This is a genomic window from Pseudomonas sp. P106(2024) (assembly GCF_057480815.1).
On record NZ_JBLIYU010000023.1, the window covers coordinates 1 to 18,752 of the forward strand.

Sequence of the window (18,752 nt, forward strand, 5' to 3'; positions counted from 1 at the left end):
GGGAGCGGGCTTGCCCCGCGAAAGGACCGGAACAGCCAATACATAACTAATGGTCAAACAACTAACTTCGCGCTTCTTGCTCTTGCTCTTGCTCTTGCTCTTGCTTCTAAGTGCGCGATAGTTCAGGCAACACCAATTGCGACTTCAGGAGGCTGAGCGGAGTTCTTGCGTAGGGAGGTGACGGCCATGGATGGCCGTCAAGCGCTGCGCCCCAGGATGGGGCGTTCAGCGCGGTCCTCCCGGGAGCAAGAACGGAGCGAGGGAACCCCGGAGCGAAGCGCAGGGGCCGGATGAACGGAGCGGGACGGTTTTGCCTACTTTTCCCACGAGAAAAGTAGGCCGCCGTAAGGGCGGAAAGGTGACTAAATGTCGTTATCTTCTACGAATGCGCATAAAAATATCAAAACAATCATCCAAGAACCAGAACCAGAACCAGAACCCGAAAAAAGAACCGCAGTGCCAGGGGAGCACCAACACCGCGGTCCAAGGGGAAAGCCCGTCACTGCTGGGTAACAGTCGCCATGTTGGCATTACCATACTGCGTAATATTGGCCGTCTGACTCGCACCGCTCTGGTCGACAAACGCCTGGTTGTTATTCCCCGCCTGAGTCACGTAGGCCAGGTTGACCCCATCGGTCTGCTTGATGGTCGCCTCGTTCCCATACCCCTGCAGCTGGTAGGTGTAGCTCTGGTTGCCACTACCCGACTGCTCGACGGTAATGCTGCCGCCGCTACCAGCAGCCAACCCCTCGGCATAGTTGCCAGTCCCCCGCTGGTCGGCGATGAGCAGGTTGTCGCTGCCGTTCTGCTCGAAGTACAGTTCGTTGTTGCTGTCTGCCTGGCGGGTCTCCATCTGGTTGCGGTTGCCATTCTGGTTCAGCCGCGCGATCTGGGCGTTGCCTTCCTGGGTGATATTCACCCCGTTGCCATGACCTACCTGGTTGATCTGCGCCTGCTGCCCGACCCCGAACTGCCCGCCGGACTTCTCGCCCTTCCAGTTGCTGGCCATGATCTTGTTGGCGTTGCCCACCGTGCTGATGGTCAGGCTGTGGTTGTCACCGGTCTGGTAAGTGAAGTGCAGGTTGTTGTTGCCCACCTGCGAAATACTGGTCACCGCCTGGCTGGTTTCGTATTGGTCCGACCAACTGGCGTTGCCACGGCCTGTCTGGCTGAGGCCGGCAGTGTTGACCTGGCCGAAACTCTGGTCGATGTAGCCTTCGTTGGCCTGGCCACTCTGGTAGACACTGGCCTGGCTGGCGGCCTGGTTGTCCTGCCACACTTCAACCGAGTTGCCAGTACCGTACTGGTCGATGCCGATGGTACCGCCCAGGCCGTCGCGCTGGTCGCCGTAGGCCCAGTTCTGCTTGCCCTCCTGGTAGATGGCGATATCACCATCCCGGTGGGTCAAATGCTCGGCGGCGGCTTGGTTGTCGCTGCCACCTTGCATGATCGAACTCTTGTTGTTGCTGCCACCGAACAGCTGTTCGACGGTCGCACTGTTGCCGAAGCCCGACTGCAAGGTGGTGGCCTTGCTGCCGGTCTGCGTGTCCTGCCAGATGATCGACTGGTTACCGCTGCCGGCCTGGATCTGCAGCGCCTCGTTGTTTTCACCCACCGACTGGCTGGCGAATGCATCGTTGAACTCGCCGCCGGCATGCTGGGTGATCTGGCTGCCGTTCTCGTACAGTTGCTCGGCGTAGCCGGCGTTGAACGAGCCGGTGGCGCTTTGCTGGATGTGGCTGGTGCTGGCGTCCTGCAACGCCATGTGGTTGTGATCGTGGCCGGTCTGGTTCTGCGTGGCCGAGGCGAAAGGCGCCTGCGACTGCTTGACCTCGGCAATGTTCTGGGCGCCTTGCTGGTTCTGGGTCGAAACGCTGTCGTCAGCCATGGCTTGGCCGGCAAGGGCCAGGACGATGGCAGCGCTCAGGGGGGCGAGCTTGTGCATGGTGTTGCCTCCAGATCTGTCTTGTTGGGCCTAGCGGTATTGGGTGACATGGACCTGCTGGCCGTTGCCGGCCTGGGTCACGGCGCTGTTCAGTCCCGTGCCACGCTGGTCGATGGTGGCGCTGTTGTGGTTGCCGATCTGTTCGATGGCGGCGCTGTTGTCGCTGCCGTTCTGGCGGATCGTGGCGTTGTTGCCTTGGCCCTGCTGGCTGATCGCGGCCGTCAGGTCGCTGCCCTCCTGCAGGATGTACGCTTCCTGCGCGCTCCCTGCCTGGACGATCCGGCCCAGCAGGGCCTGGCCGTTCTGGTCGAGGGCGGCGCGGTTGCCCGTGCCCAGTTGCTCGATCACCGCGGCCTGGCCGGCGCCCGACGGCAGTAGGCGCAGCACCAGCGGCTCGCCGAGGTCGCTGCCGACGGCGAGGTCGGCGTTGTCCATCAGGTCGTCGGCCAGGGCCTGGCCGGTGAGGGCCAGGCTCAGCAGCAGTGGGTACAAGGCATTCATGGCATCCCCCCGAGTGTTACTGCACCACCACGTTGACCGTGCGCGTGGTGCCCTGGCTGCTGGTCACCGTGGCGGTCGGCGCGGCGGTGGGCACCAGCGTCGTGCTGTTGCTCACTGTCAGGCGCCAGCGGCCGGTGGCCGGCACGGTGGTAGTGCCAAGGGTCTGCACGCCGGTGGTGGTGGTCACGCGCACGGTGATGGTGTTGCCGGTGGTCACCGAGGACGTTCCGCTGATGTCCCAGTTGAAGCGATTGTTCGAGCGCGCCGTGACCGTCGCCGCGGTGACCGCGAAGGTCTCCTGGGCCGGCCGTGGCGATACCTGCACGGTGACCGTGCCGGGCGTCGAGGTGGCGCCGATCGCGTCACGGGCGATGTAGCTGAAGCTGGTGGTGAACGTCGCGCTCACCGTGGCCGGTGGCGTATAGGTGATCACGTTGCCGTCGGTACTGACCGTGCCGCGCCCGGCCGGGGTCGGCTGGGTGACGCTGGCGATGGTCAGCGGCAGGTTGCCTTCCGGGTCGGTGTCGTTGGCCAGCGCGTTGATGGTCAGTGGCACGCCGAGGGTGGCAACGCTGTCGGCCACTGCAGTCGGAGGTTGGTTCGGCGCGACATTGACGGTTACCGTGGCCGGTGTCGAGTTCAGTCCCTTGGCGTCCTGGGCGCGGTAGCTGAAGGTCGCCACCACGGGCGAGGTTGCACCGCTCGGCGGGGTGTAGGTCACCGAAGTGCTGCCGTTGAGCACCACGCCGCCCAGGCCGGTGCCAGGCTGGGTGAGGTCGGTGATGCTCAGCGGCACGTTGCCGTCCGGGTCGCTGTCGTTGGCCAGCAGGTTGAGGGTGATCGGCACCCCGACACTGGTGCTGGCGCTGTCGGCCTGGGCCACGGGAGCCTGGTTCTCGGTTGGTACCGGGGCGTTGCCGACCACCACCACCGGCTCCACATCGACACCGCCATGGGCCGACTTGACGGTGATGCTGGCGGGTGGCTGGGCCAGGTCGTTGACCGTCAGGCTCTGCTGCACGCCGGACTTGGACATGCGCCCGAAGCCCTGTACCAGCAGGTCGGGCACCACCACTTCATCACTTGAGTGGGCCTCGACCAGCAGGCGCTTGGCGCTCCAGTCGTAGCGCGCGGTGGCAACCTTGACCACGTCGCTGAGCTTGCTCGACAGCGCTGTCGGGCGCGTGGTGCCGGCCGGGCTGCTGGCAGTGACCACCACCACTGACGGCGGCACGGCCTGGCTCAGTTGCTGGCTGAAGAACAGCCCGTTGTTGTCGGCGAGCATGCTGAACTGGCACGGTGACGGCGGCGAGCCGATCAGTGCCAGGCCGTTGCGCAGGCACAGGCTGGCGCTGTTCGGCGCCTTGGCGAAGACCTCGACGCGGGTGCCGGCGGCGTTGCGCTGGTAGGTGGCGCGCTCCAGCGTCACCGGGGTCTGCTGGCGCTGGTCGAGAACCTTGCCCGAGACGCTGAAGACGTTGGTCTGGATGGTACCCGCCGGGCCCTGGATGCGCACGAAGTTGGTGTTGTTCGGGCTGCCGGTCACCGCCTCGGTGATGTTCGGGTCGCCGACGAAGGTCTCGGTGGCGCCGGTGTCCGGGTTGACCTCGGTGTAGGGGCCGCCGACCCCGCGCAGGAACGGGCCGAGATTACCGTTCAGGGCGCCGCTGAAGTTGCCCGGCGCGCCGATGCCGATGTCGCGGGTTATGTTGATCGCCCGCCGGCCGGCGGTGGTCACGTTGACCGTCTCGACGCCGAACGGGTGGGTGATGGTGTAGGTGCCGGTGCGCGGCACCGAGGCGCGGATGCGGATGCGGGCGAAGCTCTGCTGGTCGCCGTTGACCGGGTTCTCGGCGGCGAAGGCCGCCTCGAGGCCTGCGACATAGACTTCCAGCTCGTAGCCGCTGTTGCCCACCTGCGGGATCTGGGTCTCGGCCAGGAACCAGAACATCTCCGGCGGCCAGTTGTCCGGGAACACCAGCGGCAGGGCATCGTCGTAGACCCCGGGCTCGGGCAGCAGGGTGCACATGTAGGCCGGGGCGCCTGGCGCGCCCGGTGCCCGCGAGCTGGTGGCGCGTGACTGGCACAGCTCCAGGGCGAGGTTGTTGGCGTCCTTGTACCACATCGGGTAGCCCCCGGTGGCGAAGGTGTAGGGGCCGGGATCGACCTCGCTCAGCGCTGCCCAGGCCGCGCTGCTGACGGTGAGGGTGAAACCAGCGGCGCACAGCGCCCGACGCGACCAAGTATTCATGCGGCCTCCTTGAAGGCGGTGCCTGTTCATGGCACCAGCACCACGTCTTCGTTGTCGCTGCCGCCGTGGCTGCTGGTGACTTGCACCTGCGCCGGCGGGATGGGTGACAGCCCGGTGGTCAGGGACTTGACCGCGCCGTTGCCGCTCAGGTTGCCGATCAGCGTGCCGTTGCCGGTGCGGGCGGTGAGGGCGGGCGGGCTGGTCTCGTCGCTGCTGCTGGCGACCAGGGTCAGCTGGCCGCTGGCCAGGCTGTATTCGGCGCGGCTGATGATCACCAGGTCGGTGAGCGGCATTGCGGCGCTGGTCGGCGTGCTGGTGGCGATGGCCAGGCTGTTGTCGGCGGTCACCTGCAGGGTCAGCGGCAGGGTCGGGTTGAGCGCAGATTGGGTGTACCAGGCGCCGGTGCCGTTGGCCTCGCCCAGGGGCAGGGCCGGTGTCTGACTGGTCAGGGTGACCGTGGCCGGCGCCGGCGGCGCCATGACGAACACATCCTGCTGGGCCCGCAGGTCGCCGTTGACGGTGTGCCGTGAGTAGGTGCTGCGCTGCGGGATCAGCGGTGTCGGGCGGTTGACCGTGGACAGCTTGCCGGAGACGGCGAACAGCTCGGTGCGCAGGTCGATGCCGTTGGGGCCTTCGATGCGCACGAAGTTGGTGTTGAAGGGGCTGCCGGTGACCGGCTCTTCCAGGTTCGGGTCGCCGATGTAGCGTTCGCTGGCGCCAGTGTCCGGGTTGGTTTCGGTGTAGGGCCCGTTGACGCTGCGCAGGAACGGCCCGACGTCGCCCTTGAGCGCGCCGCTGTAGTCACCGGGGGAGCCGATACCGATGTCGCGGGTCATGTTGATCGCCCGGCGCCCGCCCGCTGGCACGTCGAAGACCTCGACGCCGTAGGGGTGGGTGATCGTGTAGGTACCGGCCACCGGCACATCGACGCGAATGCGCACCCGGGCGAAGCTGACCTGGTCACCGTCCACTGGCTCTTCGGCGGCGAAGGCAGCCTCGATGGCCGAGCCAAAGCTCAGGTCGATACCGCGGGCGGCATCGACGATGGCGGCGTCGGCGGTGAACCAGAAGGCCTCGTCGGGGAAGTTGCTGGGGAAGACGATCGGCTGGGTGTCGTCGAACACGCCGGGGGTGGGCAACAGCGTGCACATGTACGAAGGCGCGCCGGGGGCACCGGCGACTCGCGAGCTCACCGCCTTGGACAGGCACAGGTCGAGCACCCGGCCGTGGCTGTCCTGGTACCAGGCGGGGAACTTGCCGGTGGGCAGGGTGTAGGGGCCGCTGTCGACCGCGTACAGCGCAGCCTGGGCCGGTAGCTGGAGCAGGCCGGCGAAGATCGCCACGGCCAGCGGGTGGGGAATCGGTCGGTGCATGAGTTGCTTCCTCCTGCAAACGGGCCCATGGGTTGGGGCGTCTGGGGAGGGATCGGCAACTGTTGTGCCAGGTTTTTCAGGGGGCGGTTGAAGGGCTCTGGGGTAGGGGTTTCAGCGTTTCTGGCAGGTGTTCGGCTAGGTATGGCGGGTGGGCGGGGGGACCCAGGATTGGGGAATGGGGCAGGGCTTTCAGGGGTTCGCCGATAGCCTTGCAGCGCTTATGAGATCGAGCGCCGTCCGCGCGGCGCTCGATCTCATAAGCGCTGAAAATTCCCCGGCATACACCTCCCAGCGCGTACCTGATGACTACCAACGATTTCTGACGCACACTGCCGAAAAATCCGATGCCCATTGCCCCGCCTGAGCGGGGCACCCCTGGAGCACGCAATGGCGCGACAACTTCCAACAACAACCGCCAACGATCCACTGCAGCAATCCCGTATGGTCCGCCTGAAACTGGCCAGCGAAGGCGAACTGCCCTCCGGCATGCTGCGTGACGAAATCGATGCCTCCTGGCGCCGCAGCCTCGGCCATGGCCTTGACTGCCTGCAGGGCGAGCAGGTGGGCCTGGGCATTCGCCATGGCCTGGACCTGCGCGCGCTGCTGGAGCACAACCGCCTGCTGATCGACGCGGTCACCCCCGAACTGGACTACCTGGTCAAGCGCCAAGGCAAGAGCGGCATCGTCATCCTCGGTGATGCCCAGGCCAACGTGCTGGCCATCGAGGGCCAGAAGCACGTGCTCGCCCGCGAAGGCCTGCGTGACCTGCACCCGGGCAGTTGCTGGAGTGAGGCCCTGCGCGGCACCAACGCCATCGGCACGGCGGTGGTCGAGGGCCAGCCGACCCTGATCAACTGCGGCGAACACTATCTCGACCGGCTCAGCCCGTTCTCCTGCACCTCGGTGCCGCTGCGCGATCCGCGTGGCGAGGTGATCGGCGTGCTCGACGTGACCCGCGAAGGCGTCATGGCCCAGCCCCAGGATAGCCTCTCCACGTTGCTGCTCGCCGCCGGCAATATCGAAAGCCGGTTGTTCGGGCTGTATCACCCCGAGCACCTGGTGCTGGCCTTCCACAGCCGCCCGCAGTACCTGGCCAGCGCCTGGCAGGGCCTGCTGGCGCTGAGCCTGGAAGGCGAGGTGCTGGCGGCCAACGACAATGCCTGCCAATTGCTGCAGATGCCGCGCCAGGCGCTGCTTGGTCGGCGCAGCAGCGACCTGCTGGGCGAGCGCTCGCCGGCATTCATCGCCCGCCTGTGGCAGGGCGGTGTCAGCAGCGTGCAGACCGCCAAGGGTGAATTCTTCTTCCGCGCCTTGCAACTGCCACGGCATGGCCGCATCAGTGGTCCGGCGCCCACCACCAGGTCGACCGAGCCGGCCAAGATCCAGGCCCTGGAGGCCCTGGCCGGTGGCGATGCACGCCTGGCCCGTGCCTTGCGCATGGCCCGCCAGGGCCTGGCCAATGGCTTGCCGGTGCTGCTGCTGGGCGAAACCGGTACCGGCAAGGAAGTCGCCGCCCGCGCCCTGCACCAGGCCGGAACGCGGGCCGACAAGCCGTTCGTGGCGGTCAATTGTGCGGCGATTCCCGAGGGCCTGATCGAGTCCGAGCTGTTCGGCTACCGTGAGGGCGCGTTCACCGGCTCGCGCCGCGGCGGCATGGTCGGGCGGCTGATGCAGGCCCATGGCGGCACGCTGTTCCTCGACGAGATCGGCGACATGCCCCTGGCCTTGCAGGCCCGTCTGCTGCGTGTCCTGCAGGAGCGTCGGGTAGCGCCGCTGGGCGCCGGCGACGAGCAGGACATCGACGTGGCGCTGATCTGCGCTACCCACCGCGATCTCAAGCGACTGGTCGCCGACCAGCAGTTTCGCGAAGACCTCTACTACCGGGTCAACGGCGTATCCCTGCGCCTGCCGGCACTGCGCGAGCGCGACGACCTGGCGACGCTCATCCAGGGCCTGCTGGACAAGTCCGGGGCCAGGGGCGTAAGCCTCGATGCGCCCTTGGTGGCGCTGTTGGAGAACTTTGACTGGCCGGGCAACATCCGCCAGCTGGAGATGGTGGTGCGTACTGCCCTGGCGATGCGCGAGGAGGGCGAGCAGGTGCTGACCCTCGACCATCTCACCGACTGCCTGCTCGATGAACTGGCCAGCGGCGCCGCGCCGTCCGGCAGCCTGCGCGACAACGAGCTGGAGCTGATCCGCGCCGCCCTGGCCCGCCATCAGGGCAACGTCTCGGCGGCGGCCGAGGCCCTGGGCATCAGCCGCGCGACGCTGTATCGCAAGCTCAAGCAGTTGCGTGGTTGAGCCATGGGCGGACTGTTTTCCCGATTGATCGAATCCAGTGACCCGGCGCTGATGCGTCAGGCGCTGGCCTGGCTGTATGGCTTCGTGCGTCCACACCGTGGCGCCATTGGCGCGCTGCTGGCGCTGTCCCTGGGCGCCTCGCTGCTGGCCCTGGCGCAACCCTGGCTGGTCAAGACGCTGATCGATGAGGGGCTGCTGGCCAAGGACTACCAGACCCTCTGGCACATGGCGGCGATCATGATTGTCGCCGGCCTGTTCGGTACCGTGCTGGCCGGGGTCAACCGCTACCTGCACACACGGCTGTCCGGGCGCATCCTGTTCGCCCTGCGCGATGACCTGTACCGCCATTTGCAACGGCTGTCGCCGACGTTCTATGGGCAGCGGCGCACCGGCGACATCCTGTCGCGGTTGGACGGCGATGTCGCCGAGATCCAGCGCTTTGCCGTGGATTCGCTGTTCTCGGCGGTGTCGGCGCTGATCGGCCTGGTCGGCGCCGTGGCCTTGATGCTCATGCTGTCCTGGCAGCTGTCGCTGCTGCTGGCGCTGTTGATCCCGCTCCAGGTGCTGTGGCTGCGCTGGATGCGGCGCAAGGTCGAGCGCGAGGTGCGCAGCCTGCGCGAGCGCTCGGCGGACGTGTCGTCGTTCCTGGTCGAGACGCTGCCGGCGATGAAGTTCATCCAGGCCGCCGGCCAGCAGCAGCGCGAGGCCGAACGTCTCGACCGGCTGGGCCAGGGCTACATGGGGCAGTTGCTCAAGGTACAGGTCACCGAGTTCTTCACCCAGGCGCTACCCGGCACCCTGACCTCCTGGTGCCGGGCATGCGCGTTCCTGGTCGGCGGCTGGTGGGTGATCCAGGGGACCTGGCAGCTGGGCGCGCTGATCGCGTTTTCCACCTACATGGGCATGGCAGTCGGCCCGGTGCAGAGCCTGCTGGGCCTGTACGTGGCGGTGCAGCGGATGGCCGTGAGCCTGGGGCGGGTGATGGAACTCAAACAAGAGGCGGTCGCGGTGCGCGAGGCGGATGATCCCAAGCCCATGCCGCAGGGGGCCGGCGAGCTGCGCCTGGACGGGGTGTGTTTCGCTCACGACGGCCGCCAGGGCAGGGTGCTGGACAAGGTCGATGCCTGCTTGCCGCCCGGGACCAAGGTCGCCATCAGCGGCGCCTCCGGTGTCGGCAAGTCGACGCTGATCGACCTGCTGCAACGCTTCTACGACCCCGATGACGGGCGCATCCTGCTCGATGGCGTCGACCTGCGCGAGCTCGACCTGCAGGCCCTGCGGCGACGCATCGCCGTGGTCAGCCAGGACATCGTCCTGTTTCGCGGCACCCTGGCGCAGAACCTGGCCTACAGCACGCCCCAGGCCAGCCGTGACGACCTGGAGCGAGTGGTGCGCCTGACCCGCCTGGACAGTCTGGTGCAGAGCCTGCCGCTGGGGCTCGACGGCCTGCTGGGCGAGCGCGGCCAGCAGCTGTCCGGCGGGCAGAAGCAACGCATCGCCATCGCCCGGGCGCTACTGCAGCAACCGACAATCCTGGTGCTGGACGAAGCTACTTCGGCGGTGGACGAAGCCACCGAGCGCGAGGTGATCGCCGCCATCGACCAGTTGTTCGCCGGGCGCACGCGGATCCTCATCAGTCACCGCGCCTCGACCCTCGCCGACGCCGACCTGCACCTTGAGCTGCACGGCGGGCAGTTGCGCAGCAAGGAGCCCGTCGACCATGGCCGCTGAACCGTGGATTGGCGTGATCGACAGCGGCTGCTCGCCGGAGCAGGCGGCCGGCCTGCTGGATGCGCGACGTTTCTGGCTCGAAGAGGGCAGGTTGCGCGAGGGTGACTCGCTGCCGGACGCCTTGGGCCATGGCAGCGCCGTGCTGGCGCGGCTGCGCGCCGAGTCCGGTGCCCAGCCCGTGCTGCTGGCCCAGGTGTTCGCCGGGCAGGGCAGTACCAGTGCCTTGCAGGTGGCGGCTGGCCTGTTGTGGCTGGTGGAAGCCGGCGCGAGCGTGGTCAACCTCAGCCTGGGTCTGCGCCAGGACCGCCCGGTGTTGCGCCAGGCCTGCGCCGAGGCCGTGGCCGCCGGGGTGCTGCTGTGCGCCTCGAGCCCGGCGCGGGGCGAGCCGGTTTACCCGGCCAGCTACCCTGGGGTCATCCGCGTGACCGGTGATGCCCGCTGCGCTCCCGGGCAGTGGTCGTGGCTGGACACGGCCCAGGCCGACTTCGGCGCGGCGGTCGGCAGCGATGGCGGGGCAGGAGCCAGCCTGGCCTGCGCCGCGTTCAGTGGCCGGGTGGCGGCCCTGCTGCGCGATGAGCCCGGCATGACCCGGGAGGCGCTGTTGCGGTGGCTGAAGCATCACGCGGCGTTCGCCGGCCCTGAGCGCAAGGGGCCGATCGATGCCTGAAGCAAGCATCCTGGTACTCGGCGCCGGGCCTGCCGGCGCGGCCACGGCCCTGGGGCTGCGGCGGATGGGCTACCCCGTCACGGTGGTGTCCGACTGGCGTCGCTTCGCCGCGGTGGAAGGCGTGTCGCAGCGGGTGCTGGAGGGCCTGCGTCATGCAGGCCTGGGCGCCGCCCTGGCCGAGGCCACCACGCCGGCCACGCGCCAGGTGCACTGGAACGGCGAGCGGCTGCAACCGAACCAGGAGTGCCTGCTCGATCGCCAGCGTTTCGACCAGGCCCTGCGCGACGACCTGCGCCGCGCCGGTGTCGAGCTGGTCGAAGGGCGTGTGCGCGAGGTGGAGCGGGGGCAGGGGTACCGGATACATCTGGACGACGGTCGCACCCTGCACGGCGAGTTTCTGGTCGAGGCCCGTGGTCGTCAGGCCCCGTTGAGTGAAGGTCGCCTGCGCGGGCCGGAGACCGTCAGCCTGCTCAACCTCTGGCAGGCCGCGCCCGGCACGCCGGTGTCGGCGGTGGAGAGCCTGGACGACGGCTGGGCCTGGATGGCGCGGCTGGCCGATGGCCGCTGTTACTGGCAGGTGACGCTGGACGCGACGACGGCGCAGTTGCCGGGCAAGGCGGCCTTGCCTGAATACTGTGCCGAGCGTCGGCGTGGCTCGGCGTTGGTGGCGCAACTGTTCGGTGAGCGGGCCTTCGCCCCTGCGCAGGTGCATGCGCGCAGCAGCACGGCGATCCTGGCCCGCAACTGCGCGGGCCCGGACTGGCTGCGGGTTGGCGATGCCGCGATGGCGGTCGACCCGCTGTCGGGCAATGGTATCTTCCAGTCGTTGTCCTCGGCGCTCCAGGCGCCCGTGGTGATCAATACCCTGTTGCAACGACCCGGGCAGGCGGACTTGGCGCAGCGCTTCCATCAGACACGGGTCGAGCAGCTGTTCCTGCGTTTCGCCCGGATCGGCCGGGATTTCTACGCGCAGGAAACGCAGCGCGTGGCCCAGCCGTTCTGGGCCCGCCGCCGGGGTTGGCCGGATGCCCAGCCGCTGCACGCGGCGGCGGACTGGCAGGCGGTGCGGGTGGAACGACGCCCAGTGTTGCGCGAAGGCTGGGTGGAGGAGGCCGAGGTGGTGGTGACGGCGGACCAGCCGTTGGGCGTGTGGCACCTGCAGGGTGTCGAGCTGGCGCCGGTAGTGCGGGGGTTGCAGGCCGGCATCGGCCTGGAGCGCCTGGTGAAAAAGGCGCACCAGCCGATGGTCGAGCGCTGGTTACGCGAACAGGGCCATTGACTCAGAAGAACGTCCCGACCACCAGTTGCAGGTAGGTTCCGCTCTCCCGCCCCCCCACCTGCACGCCGCCATCCTGCGCACTGCGCTGTGGGGTATAGAACCCCACCAGCGGGCTGATCAGCCAGTGCTCGTTGATCATCCATTCGACATACAGGTCCACCTCGCGCCCACCCAGGTTGCCCTGGTCGGTCTTGAGCGTGTCGAAGTCGAAGTACAGCGCCCCCACGGTCAGGCCCTCCCGCGGCGTGGCCTTGAGCGCCACATGGTGCACCTGGGTGTTGCTGTTGAAGGGACCGGCGTAGTTGGCCGCCACCTCGCCCTGGAACCAGGTGCCGTAGCCACGGCTCAGGCCATAGAACAGCGGGTCGAAATGCTCCGAGAAGCGGCTGTAGCGGTAGGTGGCGGTGGGCGACCAGGGCAGTGCGGAGAAGGTCCAGTTGCCCTCCAGGTACCAGGCGTTCTCGCGTCCGCCACTGCGGTCCTGGGTGACGTATTCGGCGGCCAGTTCGAGGTCTTTGACCCCCAGGTTGCCGCGCCCACGCAGGCTCACCGTGTCCATGCCGTCGCGGTGTTCCAGGCCGAGGATCTCGGCGTAGCGGCGGTCGACATCCAGGCCGTGGATCCAGCTCAGGCCCACGGTGCCTGCATCGGCGACATGTTCGAAGTTGGCCACCGCCATGGAGGTGTCGGCCTGGAACGGGTTGTCTGATTTGAGCCACATCAGGTCGCCACGCCAGCCTTGCTTGCCCCCCAGGCGCAGCACGGCGGTGCGGTCGAAGGCCTTGCGCGCCGCCAGGTAGTAGGCGCCGCCCCGGTCGAAATCGGCACCCAGGTCGACATTGCCGGCATTGACCGGGTCGCCCTGGATCAGGAAACCGTCGCCGAGGGTGATGACCTGGCGCCCCCCGGAGACATCGATGCCATCCTCACCGAGGGCCGGGAACAGGCTGCCCGAGCGCCAGCCGAGGTAGGCGTCCTCGACGCCGGTGCGACGCTCGTTGCCGAGGGTGAAGCCGGCGGCATCGCCATCGCCCCAGGTGGCTGAGTTGAGCAGGCTGAAGGCACCGTACAGCGTGCCGCTGCCGGCCAGGGCGTGGCTGGCGCTCAGGCCGTATTTGACGTAGCCCTCGCGCCAGTTGCTGCTGCCGGGCTGGCGGTTGCCGAACTGGTCGAAGCTTTCGTCGCTGTGGAAGACGCCGAACAGGGCTTCGAGGTTGGCGTCCAGGGTGGTGCCGGCGTTGTTGTAGAGTTCATGGGCCTGGGTGAAGGGGGAGGCCAGCAGCAGGGCCAATGTGCAGGCGAGCTTGTGCGTCATGGTGTGCTCCATGTTTTTATTGTGTGTTCTGTAAGGTCTGTACCAGCCTCTTCGCGGGTAAATCCGCGAAGAGGCCAGTGCAGGAAGACTCAGAGCTTGATCAATACCGACTTCAGCTCGGTGTAGTGCTCGATCGCCGCCGCGCCCATCTCGCGGCCGACGCCGGAGAGCTTGTAGCCGCCGAACGGCAGCGCCGGGTCCAGCGCGCTGTGGCAGTTCACCCATACCGACCCGGACTTGATCCGCGGGATCATCCGGTGCACCGCGGCCAGGTCGTTGGACCAGATGCTCGCGCCCAGCCCGTAGGGGTTGTCGTTGGCCATGCGCACCACCTCATCGAGGTCGTCGAACGGCATGGCTACCAGTACAGGGCCGAAGATTTCCTCCTGCACCAGCCGGTGGCGTTGGTCGACATCGACGATCACCGTTGGTTTGACGAAGTAGCCCGGGCCGAAGCCTTCGCCGCCGCAGGCGATGGTCGCGCCCAGTTCGCGGCCCAGGTCGATGTAGCCGGTGACCCGGTCCTGCTGCTTGGCCGAGATCAGTGGCCCCATCTGCACGGTCGGGTCCAGGCCGTTGCCCAGTTTCATGGCGTTGGCGATGCCGGCGATATCCGCCACCACATTGTCGAAGTGCTTGCGGTGCACGTACAGGCGGGAACCGGCGCAGCACACCTGGCCCTGGTTGAAGAAAATCGCCGTGGCGGCGCCGGCGGCGGCTTCCTGCAGGTTGGCGTCGGGCAGGACGATGGTCGGCGACTTGCCGCCCAGCTCCAGGGTGACGCGGGTCATGTTGTCCATGGCCGCCTTGCCGATCAGCTTGCCGACCTCGGTGGAGCCGGTGAAGGTCAGCTTGTCCACGCCCGGGTGGCGGCTCAGGGCGGCGCCGGCGTTCAGCCCGGTGCCGGTGATCACGTTGAACACGCCGTCCGGGTAACCGGCCTCGCTCACCAGCTCGGCGAGCTTCAGCGCGGTCAGCGGGGTTTCGTCGGCAGGCTTGAGGACCACGGTGCAGCCGGTGGCCAGGGCCGGACCGAGCTTCCAGCAGGCCAGCAGCAGCGGGAAGTTCCAGGCGACGATGGCACCGACCACGCCGACCGCTTCGCGGCGAATGAAAGCATGGAACTGATCGTCGGGCATCAGCGGCAGTGAGGGCTCGACCGTGCTGCCTTCGAGCTTGGTGGCCCAGCCGGCCATGTAGCGCAAAAAATCGATGGCCAACTGCACATCCATTACCTGGGCCACCGCGGCGCTCTTGCCGTTGTTCAGGCATTCCAGCTCGGCCAGTTCCCGGGCATCGCGCTGCATCAGGTCGGCCAGGCGCCACAGCAGGTTCTGCCGCTCGCGCGGGCGTGTTCGGCTCCAGGCCGAATTGTCGAAGGCCAGGCGCGCGGCCTGCACGGCGCGGTCTACGTCCTGGGCCTCGGCTGCGGGCACCTCGCCGAGGATCTCGCCGGTGGCCGGGTTGCGCAAGGTCATGGTGCGGCCGCTGACGGCGTCCTGCCAGTCGGCGCCGATGCGCATCCTGAGCTTGCGTGCGAGGAAGTCGCGGGTGGCGGGTAGGATCGGCAGTTCGGAAAGCATGGGCGGTGCCTCTTGTCAGGGTTGTGACCAGGGTCGGGGCAATGGGCGTGCCAAAGGACTCGGGTGGCGGGCAAGGCCCGGCTAGCGGTGGTTTTTGCCGGATTGGGAGTGAATAGAATCAGGGTTGATCTGTTGCATATTGAGATCGGGTGAGACGTCATGCGATACACATGGTTATGCGTTCGGCTCGAGGGTGCTGGGGGCGCAAAGCAGCCCCAGGATTGCCAGCCACGGCGGATGTCTCAAGGTGAAACACCCAGTCGCGAAATGGGACGTTCACCTACAATCCCAGACGCAGGCCCATTCCCGCAAAACATAGGCAACTCACTGATCCAAAACATTTTTGCTACAACTGGCATGCTTCCTGTATCGCAACTGTCACATGCACACCGCTGTATCCAAGCGTGCGAATAACGATAAGAACAACACCGTGGAGGTCTGACCTTGAAGACGACTCGACTCCGGCGGCAGGCGGGCACACTGGCGCTGGTCGCCACCGCACTGCTGTCCGCCCAGGCCATGGCGGCCGAGCAGGGCCCGAGCCTGTTGCAGAACAAGTGCATGGGTTGCCATATCCCCGAAGGCAACGACAGCTACAGTCGCATCAGTCACCAGCGCAAGACCCCGGAAGGCTGGCTGATGAGCATCGCCCGCATGCAGGTGATGCATGGCCTTTCGATCAGCGACGACGAGCGCCGCACCCTGGTCAAGTACCTGGCCGACAAGCAGGGCCTGGCGCCCAGCGAGACCGAGGGCGTGCGCTACGCCATGGAGCGCAGGCTTAACACCGTCGAACACTTCGACGATCAGCTCAGCCAGATGTGCGGCCGCTGCCACTCCGGTGCCCGGGTCGCCCTGCAGCGGCGACCGGCCAAGGAATGGGAGCACCTGGTCAACTTCCACCTCGGCCAGTGGCCGTCCCTCGAGTACCAGGCCCAGGCCCGCGACCGCGACTGGCTGGACATCGCCCTCAAGCAGATGGTGCCGGACCTGGCCAAGCGCTTCCCCCTCGACAACCCGGCCTGGGCCGAGTGGCTCAAGGCACGGCCCGAGTCCAAGGTCCTGGCCGGGCAATGGGCGTTCAGCGGCCACATGCTGGCCAAGGGCGACGTGCGCGGGGTGATGACGGTCAGCGCCGAGCAGGGCGATACGTTCAAGGTCGAGCTCAAAGGCGCCTATGCCGATGGCACGCCGTTCAACGGCAGCGGCTCGGCGATCCTCTACAACGGCTATGAATGGCGCGGCAACGTCAAGGCCGGCGAAGCCAACCTGCGCCAGGTGTTCGCCGCCATCGACGGCCAGATGAAGGGCCGCATGTTCGAGGCCGAGCACGACGAGCGCGGCCTGGACTTCAGTGCCTCGAAAGCCGGTCAGGGTCGCCTGCTGGCAGTGCAGCCGGCCTTCATCAAGGCCGGTGCCGAGAGCGAGATCACCCTGGTGGGCAGCGACCTGGCCGGCAACCCGGACCTGGGCGCGGGTGTCGAGGTGACCGAGGTGCTGGAGTCGACGCCGACGCTGATCCGGGTCAAGGCGCGTGCCGCCAAGGACGCCGCGAGCGGCCAGCGCGAAGTGGCAGTGGGCGCGCTCAAGGGCGTGCAACTGGCGGTGTACGACAAGGTCGAGGAGGTCAAGGTGGTGCCGGCGTTCTCCATTGCCCGTATCGGTGAGAACGGCGCCTCGGTGCCCAAGGTCCAGGGCCGTTTCGAGGCCGAGGCCTGGGGCAGGGACGCCGGCGGCCAGCCGCTGCGCATCGGCTACCTGCCGGCCAGCTGGAAGGTCGAGCCGTTCAACGAGCGCGCGGTCGAGGACGAGGACGTCAGGTTTGCCGGGCAGATGCAGGCCGATGGCGTGTTCGTGCCGGGCGGGGCAGGGCCCAACCCCGCGCGCAAGATGATGACCAACAACGCCGGCAACCTGAAGGTGATCGCCACCCTCGCCGACGGCGGCCAGCAGGGCGAGGGTCACCTGATCGTCACCGTCCAACGCTGGAACAATCCGCCGCTGCCATAGGCATCAACTGACGCATCGAATCCCGGGAGGTCGCCATGGGCGCACTACTTAACCTGGTCGAACGCAACCTGCACGAAGTGCAGGTGGATGCCGACCGCATGCTGTTTCATATCCCCAGCAGTTCGCTGTTCGCCGCCGACGCGGTGACCGGCGGCATCATCGACACCTTGCGCCGCCAGGGCTGCTCCGCCGAGGAGCTGATGCAACGTCTCGGCCAGCAGTTTTCCGGGCAGGACATCGAGGAAACCCTGCGCGAGCTGATCGCCCTTGAAGTGGTCAGCGACGGCTCGCCGCTGACCCCGGAGATCGCCCTGAAGCAGGTCGAGCGCACGGCGCTGAACACTGTGGTGCTCAACGTCAACACCGGCTGCAACCTGAGCTGCACCTACTGCTACAAGGAAGACCTCGACAAGCCGTCGGCCGGGCGCAAGATGAACACGGCCACCGCCGAGGCCTCGGTGGAGATGCTGCTCAAGGAGTCGCCCGACGAGCAGCGCTACAGCGTGGTGTTCTTCGGCGGCGAACCGCTGTCCAACCGGGCGCTGATCGAGCACATGGTGACCTACTGCGAGCGGCGTTTCGCCGAGGCGGGCAAGCAGGTCGAGTTCATCATGACCACCAATGCCACCTTGCTGACCGAGGAAATCGTCGACTGGCTCGACGCCCACCGTTTCGGTTTGTCGGTCAGCATCGACGGGCCCAAGACCGTACACGACCGCAACCGCATCACCGTGGGCGGGCAGGGCACCTACGACGTGGTACGGCGCAAGGCCGACATGCTGCTGTCGCGCTACCGCAGCCGGCCGGTGGGGGCGCGGGTCACCCTGACCCGTGGCATCACCGACATCGAGACCATCTGGAACCACCTGTTCAACGAACTGGGCTTCGCCGAGGTCGGTTTCGCCCCGGTGACCTCCGGCGACATGGCCGACTTCAACCTCACAGGCGAGGAGCTGGTGCAGGTGTTCGCCAACATGAAGGCCCTGGGCCGGCGCTACCTGGAGGCGGCGCTGGAGCACCGCAACATCGGTTTCTCCAACCTGCATCAGCTGATCACCGATATCCACGAGGGCCACAAGAAGGCCCTGCCGTGCGGGGCCGGGTTGAAGATGCTGGCGGTCGACCACGAGGGCGAGCTGAACCTGTGCCACCGTTTCACCGGCTCCAGCTTGCCGACCTTCGGCAACGTGCATCAAGGCGTGAAGCAGGCGCAGCTCAATGATTTTCTCTCGCAGCGTCTGGACCGCAGCGGCACCGGCTGCGACAGCTGCCGCATCCGCAACCTGTGCTCCGGCGGCTGCTACCACGAGAGCTACGCCCGCTACGGCGATCCGCAGCACCCGACCTACCACTACTGCGAGCTGATGCGCGACTGGGTCGACTTCGGCATCGAGGTCTACAGCCGCATCATGGCCGCCAACCCGGCCTTCATCGATCGCTACATCACTCCCAGGAAGGCGCACTGACATGAAGCACCTCAAACCGCTGAACAACAAGGCGCGCATTCTTGAACAGGCCGCCGCCGAAGACCGCGTCGACGAAGTGCTGGCCATGAGCGCGGTGGCCGGCTGCACAGCCACCACCGACCCGGGCTGGGAGGTGGATGCCTTCGGCGGCGTCAGCTCGCTGTGCCAGCCGATGGAGGCCGACCTGTACGGTTGCTCCGACCCTTGCTGGTGGCCGGCCCAGGTGCCGGACATGATGAGCACCTACCAGGACTGGAACGCCCAGGCGAGCAACTCCGCCGAAGACTGGCGCAACCTCGGCACCGTATTCCCGAAAGATAAATAGAACGA

General features: G+C 67.2%; 13 protein-coding genes. 7 read left to right on the top strand and 6 right to left on the bottom strand.

Annotated elements, in window-relative coordinates; translation table 11 throughout:
- Positions 1–499: 499 nt before the first annotated feature.
- The 4 genes from AC25M7_RS24070 to AC25M7_RS24085 are packed head-to-tail and all read right to left on the bottom strand — an operon-like array spanning position 500 to position 6,070.
- Positions 500–1,945, bottom strand: coding sequence for a curlin (locus tag AC25M7_RS24070; protein WP_486971548.1), 1,446 nt, complete (start codon positions 1,943–1,945; stop codon positions 500–502).
- A gap of 30 nt (positions 1,946–1,975) precedes the next feature.
- Positions 1,976–2,446 carry a curlin gene (locus AC25M7_RS24075; RefSeq protein WP_062363334.1) on the bottom strand — a complete coding sequence of 157 codons (471 nt, stop codon included), beginning with the start codon at positions 2,444–2,446 and terminating at the stop codon, positions 1,976–1,978.
- Positions 2,447–2,462: 16 nt separating this feature from the next.
- Positions 2,463–4,697: an Ig-like domain-containing protein gene (locus tag AC25M7_RS24080; protein ID WP_236181015.1), complete on the bottom strand. Its 2,235-nt coding sequence runs from the start codon at positions 4,695–4,697 to the stop codon at positions 2,463–2,465.
- 26 nt (positions 4,698–4,723) lie between these two features.
- Positions 4,724–6,070 (bottom strand): hypothetical protein, encoded by a 1,347-nt coding sequence (locus AC25M7_RS24085; protein WP_486971549.1) that lies wholly within the window; start codon positions 6,068–6,070, stop codon positions 4,724–4,726.
- Positions 6,071–6,457: 387 nt separating this feature from the next.
- On the opposite strand from AC25M7_RS24085, the gene AC25M7_RS24090 reads away from it, so the two are divergent.
- Genes AC25M7_RS24090 through qhpG form a run of 4 tightly spaced genes read left to right on the top strand, consistent with a single transcriptional unit; the run spans position 6,458 to position 12,048 of the window.
- Complete coding sequence (locus AC25M7_RS24090; RefSeq protein ID WP_486971550.1) at positions 6,458–8,371, top strand: sigma-54-dependent Fis family transcriptional regulator; 1,914 nt, start codon at positions 6,458–6,460, stop codon at positions 8,369–8,371.
- A gap of 3 nt (positions 8,372–8,374) precedes the next feature.
- Entirely contained in the window at positions 8,375–10,102 is a 1,728-nt protein-coding gene (locus tag AC25M7_RS24095) for an ABC transporter ATP-binding protein (protein ID WP_486971551.1), read from the top strand.
- Positions 10,092–10,769 (top strand): subtilisin-like serine protease QhpE, encoded by a 678-nt coding sequence (gene qhpE, locus AC25M7_RS24100; RefSeq protein ID WP_028692094.1) that lies wholly within the window; start codon positions 10,092–10,094, stop codon positions 10,767–10,769. Before AC25M7_RS24095 ends, qhpE begins: the two co-directional genes overlap by 11 nt.
- Complete coding sequence (qhpG, locus tag AC25M7_RS24105) at positions 10,762–12,048, top strand: flavin-dependent monooxygenase QhpG (protein ID WP_486971552.1); 1,287 nt, start codon at positions 10,762–10,764, stop codon at positions 12,046–12,048. Before qhpE ends, qhpG begins: the two co-directional genes overlap by 8 nt.
- Position 12,049: 1 nt before the next feature.
- Here the strand turns inward: qhpG and AC25M7_RS24110 are convergent, their stop codons facing one another.
- Both AC25M7_RS24110 and AC25M7_RS24115 read right to left on the bottom strand, forming a co-directional pair.
- The gene (locus AC25M7_RS24110) at positions 12,050–13,363 is read right to left on the bottom strand and encodes an alginate export family protein (RefSeq protein ID WP_486971553.1); all 1,314 of its coding nucleotides are present in this window, start codon (positions 13,361–13,363) and stop codon (positions 12,050–12,052) included.
- An 89-nt stretch (positions 13,364–13,452) separates the two neighbouring features.
- On the bottom strand, positions 13,453–14,946 hold the full coding sequence (locus AC25M7_RS24115) for an aldehyde dehydrogenase family protein (protein ID WP_486971554.1): 1,494 nt from the start codon (positions 14,944–14,946) through the stop codon (positions 13,453–13,455).
- 444 nt (positions 14,947–15,390) lie between these two features.
- Here AC25M7_RS24115 and peaA point away from each other — a divergent pair, with 444 nt between their 5' ends.
- The 3 genes from peaA to qhpC are packed head-to-tail and all read left to right on the top strand — an operon-like array spanning position 15,391 to position 18,747.
- Positions 15,391–16,956 (top strand): quinohemoprotein amine dehydrogenase subunit alpha, encoded by a 1,566-nt coding sequence (gene peaA, locus AC25M7_RS24120; RefSeq protein ID WP_486971555.1) that lies wholly within the window; start codon positions 15,391–15,393, stop codon positions 16,954–16,956.
- A gap of 35 nt (positions 16,957–16,991) precedes the next feature.
- Positions 16,992–18,422, top strand: a complete 1,431-nt coding sequence (peaB, locus tag AC25M7_RS24125; RefSeq protein WP_028692089.1) for a quinohemoprotein amine dehydrogenase maturation protein — start codon at positions 16,992–16,994, stop codon at positions 18,420–18,422.
- A 1-nt stretch (position 18,423) separates the two neighbouring features.
- Complete coding sequence (gene qhpC / locus AC25M7_RS24130) at positions 18,424–18,747, top strand: quinohemoprotein amine dehydrogenase subunit gamma (RefSeq protein ID WP_028692088.1); 324 nt, start codon at positions 18,424–18,426, stop codon at positions 18,745–18,747.
- Positions 18,748–18,752 lie beyond the last annotated feature (5 nt).

Bases quoted from the DNA above. Each gene is read 5' to 3' on its own strand.
- AC25M7_RS24070 (WP_486971548.1), bottom strand. From the start codon at position 1,945: ATGCACAAGCTCGCCCCCCTGAGCGCTGCCATCGTCCTGGCCCTTGCC.
- AC25M7_RS24075 (WP_062363334.1), bottom strand. From the start codon at position 2,446: ATGAATGCCTTGTACCCACTGCTGCTGAGCCTGGCCCTCACCGGCCAG.
- AC25M7_RS24080 (WP_236181015.1), bottom strand. From the start codon at position 4,697: ATGAATACTTGGTCGCGTCGGGCGCTGTGCGCCGCTGGTTTCACCCTC.
- AC25M7_RS24085 (WP_486971549.1), bottom strand. From the start codon at position 6,070: ATGCACCGACCGATTCCCCACCCGCTGGCCGTGGCGATCTTCGCCGGC.
- AC25M7_RS24090 (WP_486971550.1), top strand. From the start codon at position 6,458: ATGGCGCGACAACTTCCAACAACAACCGCCAACGATCCACTGCAGCAA.
- AC25M7_RS24095 (WP_486971551.1), top strand. From the start codon at position 8,375: ATGGGCGGACTGTTTTCCCGATTGATCGAATCCAGTGACCCGGCGCTG.
- qhpE (WP_028692094.1), top strand. From the start codon at position 10,092: ATGGCCGCTGAACCGTGGATTGGCGTGATCGACAGCGGCTGCTCGCCG.
- qhpG (WP_486971552.1), top strand. From the start codon at position 10,762: ATGCCTGAAGCAAGCATCCTGGTACTCGGCGCCGGGCCTGCCGGCGCG.
- AC25M7_RS24110 (WP_486971553.1), bottom strand. From the start codon at position 13,363: ATGACGCACAAGCTCGCCTGCACATTGGCCCTGCTGCTGGCCTCCCCC.
- AC25M7_RS24115 (WP_486971554.1), bottom strand. From the start codon at position 14,946: ATGCTTTCCGAACTGCCGATCCTACCCGCCACCCGCGACTTCCTCGCA.
- peaB (WP_028692089.1), top strand. From the start codon at position 16,992: ATGGGCGCACTACTTAACCTGGTCGAACGCAACCTGCACGAAGTGCAG.
- qhpC (WP_028692088.1), top strand. From the start codon at position 18,424: ATGAAGCACCTCAAACCGCTGAACAACAAGGCGCGCATTCTTGAACAG.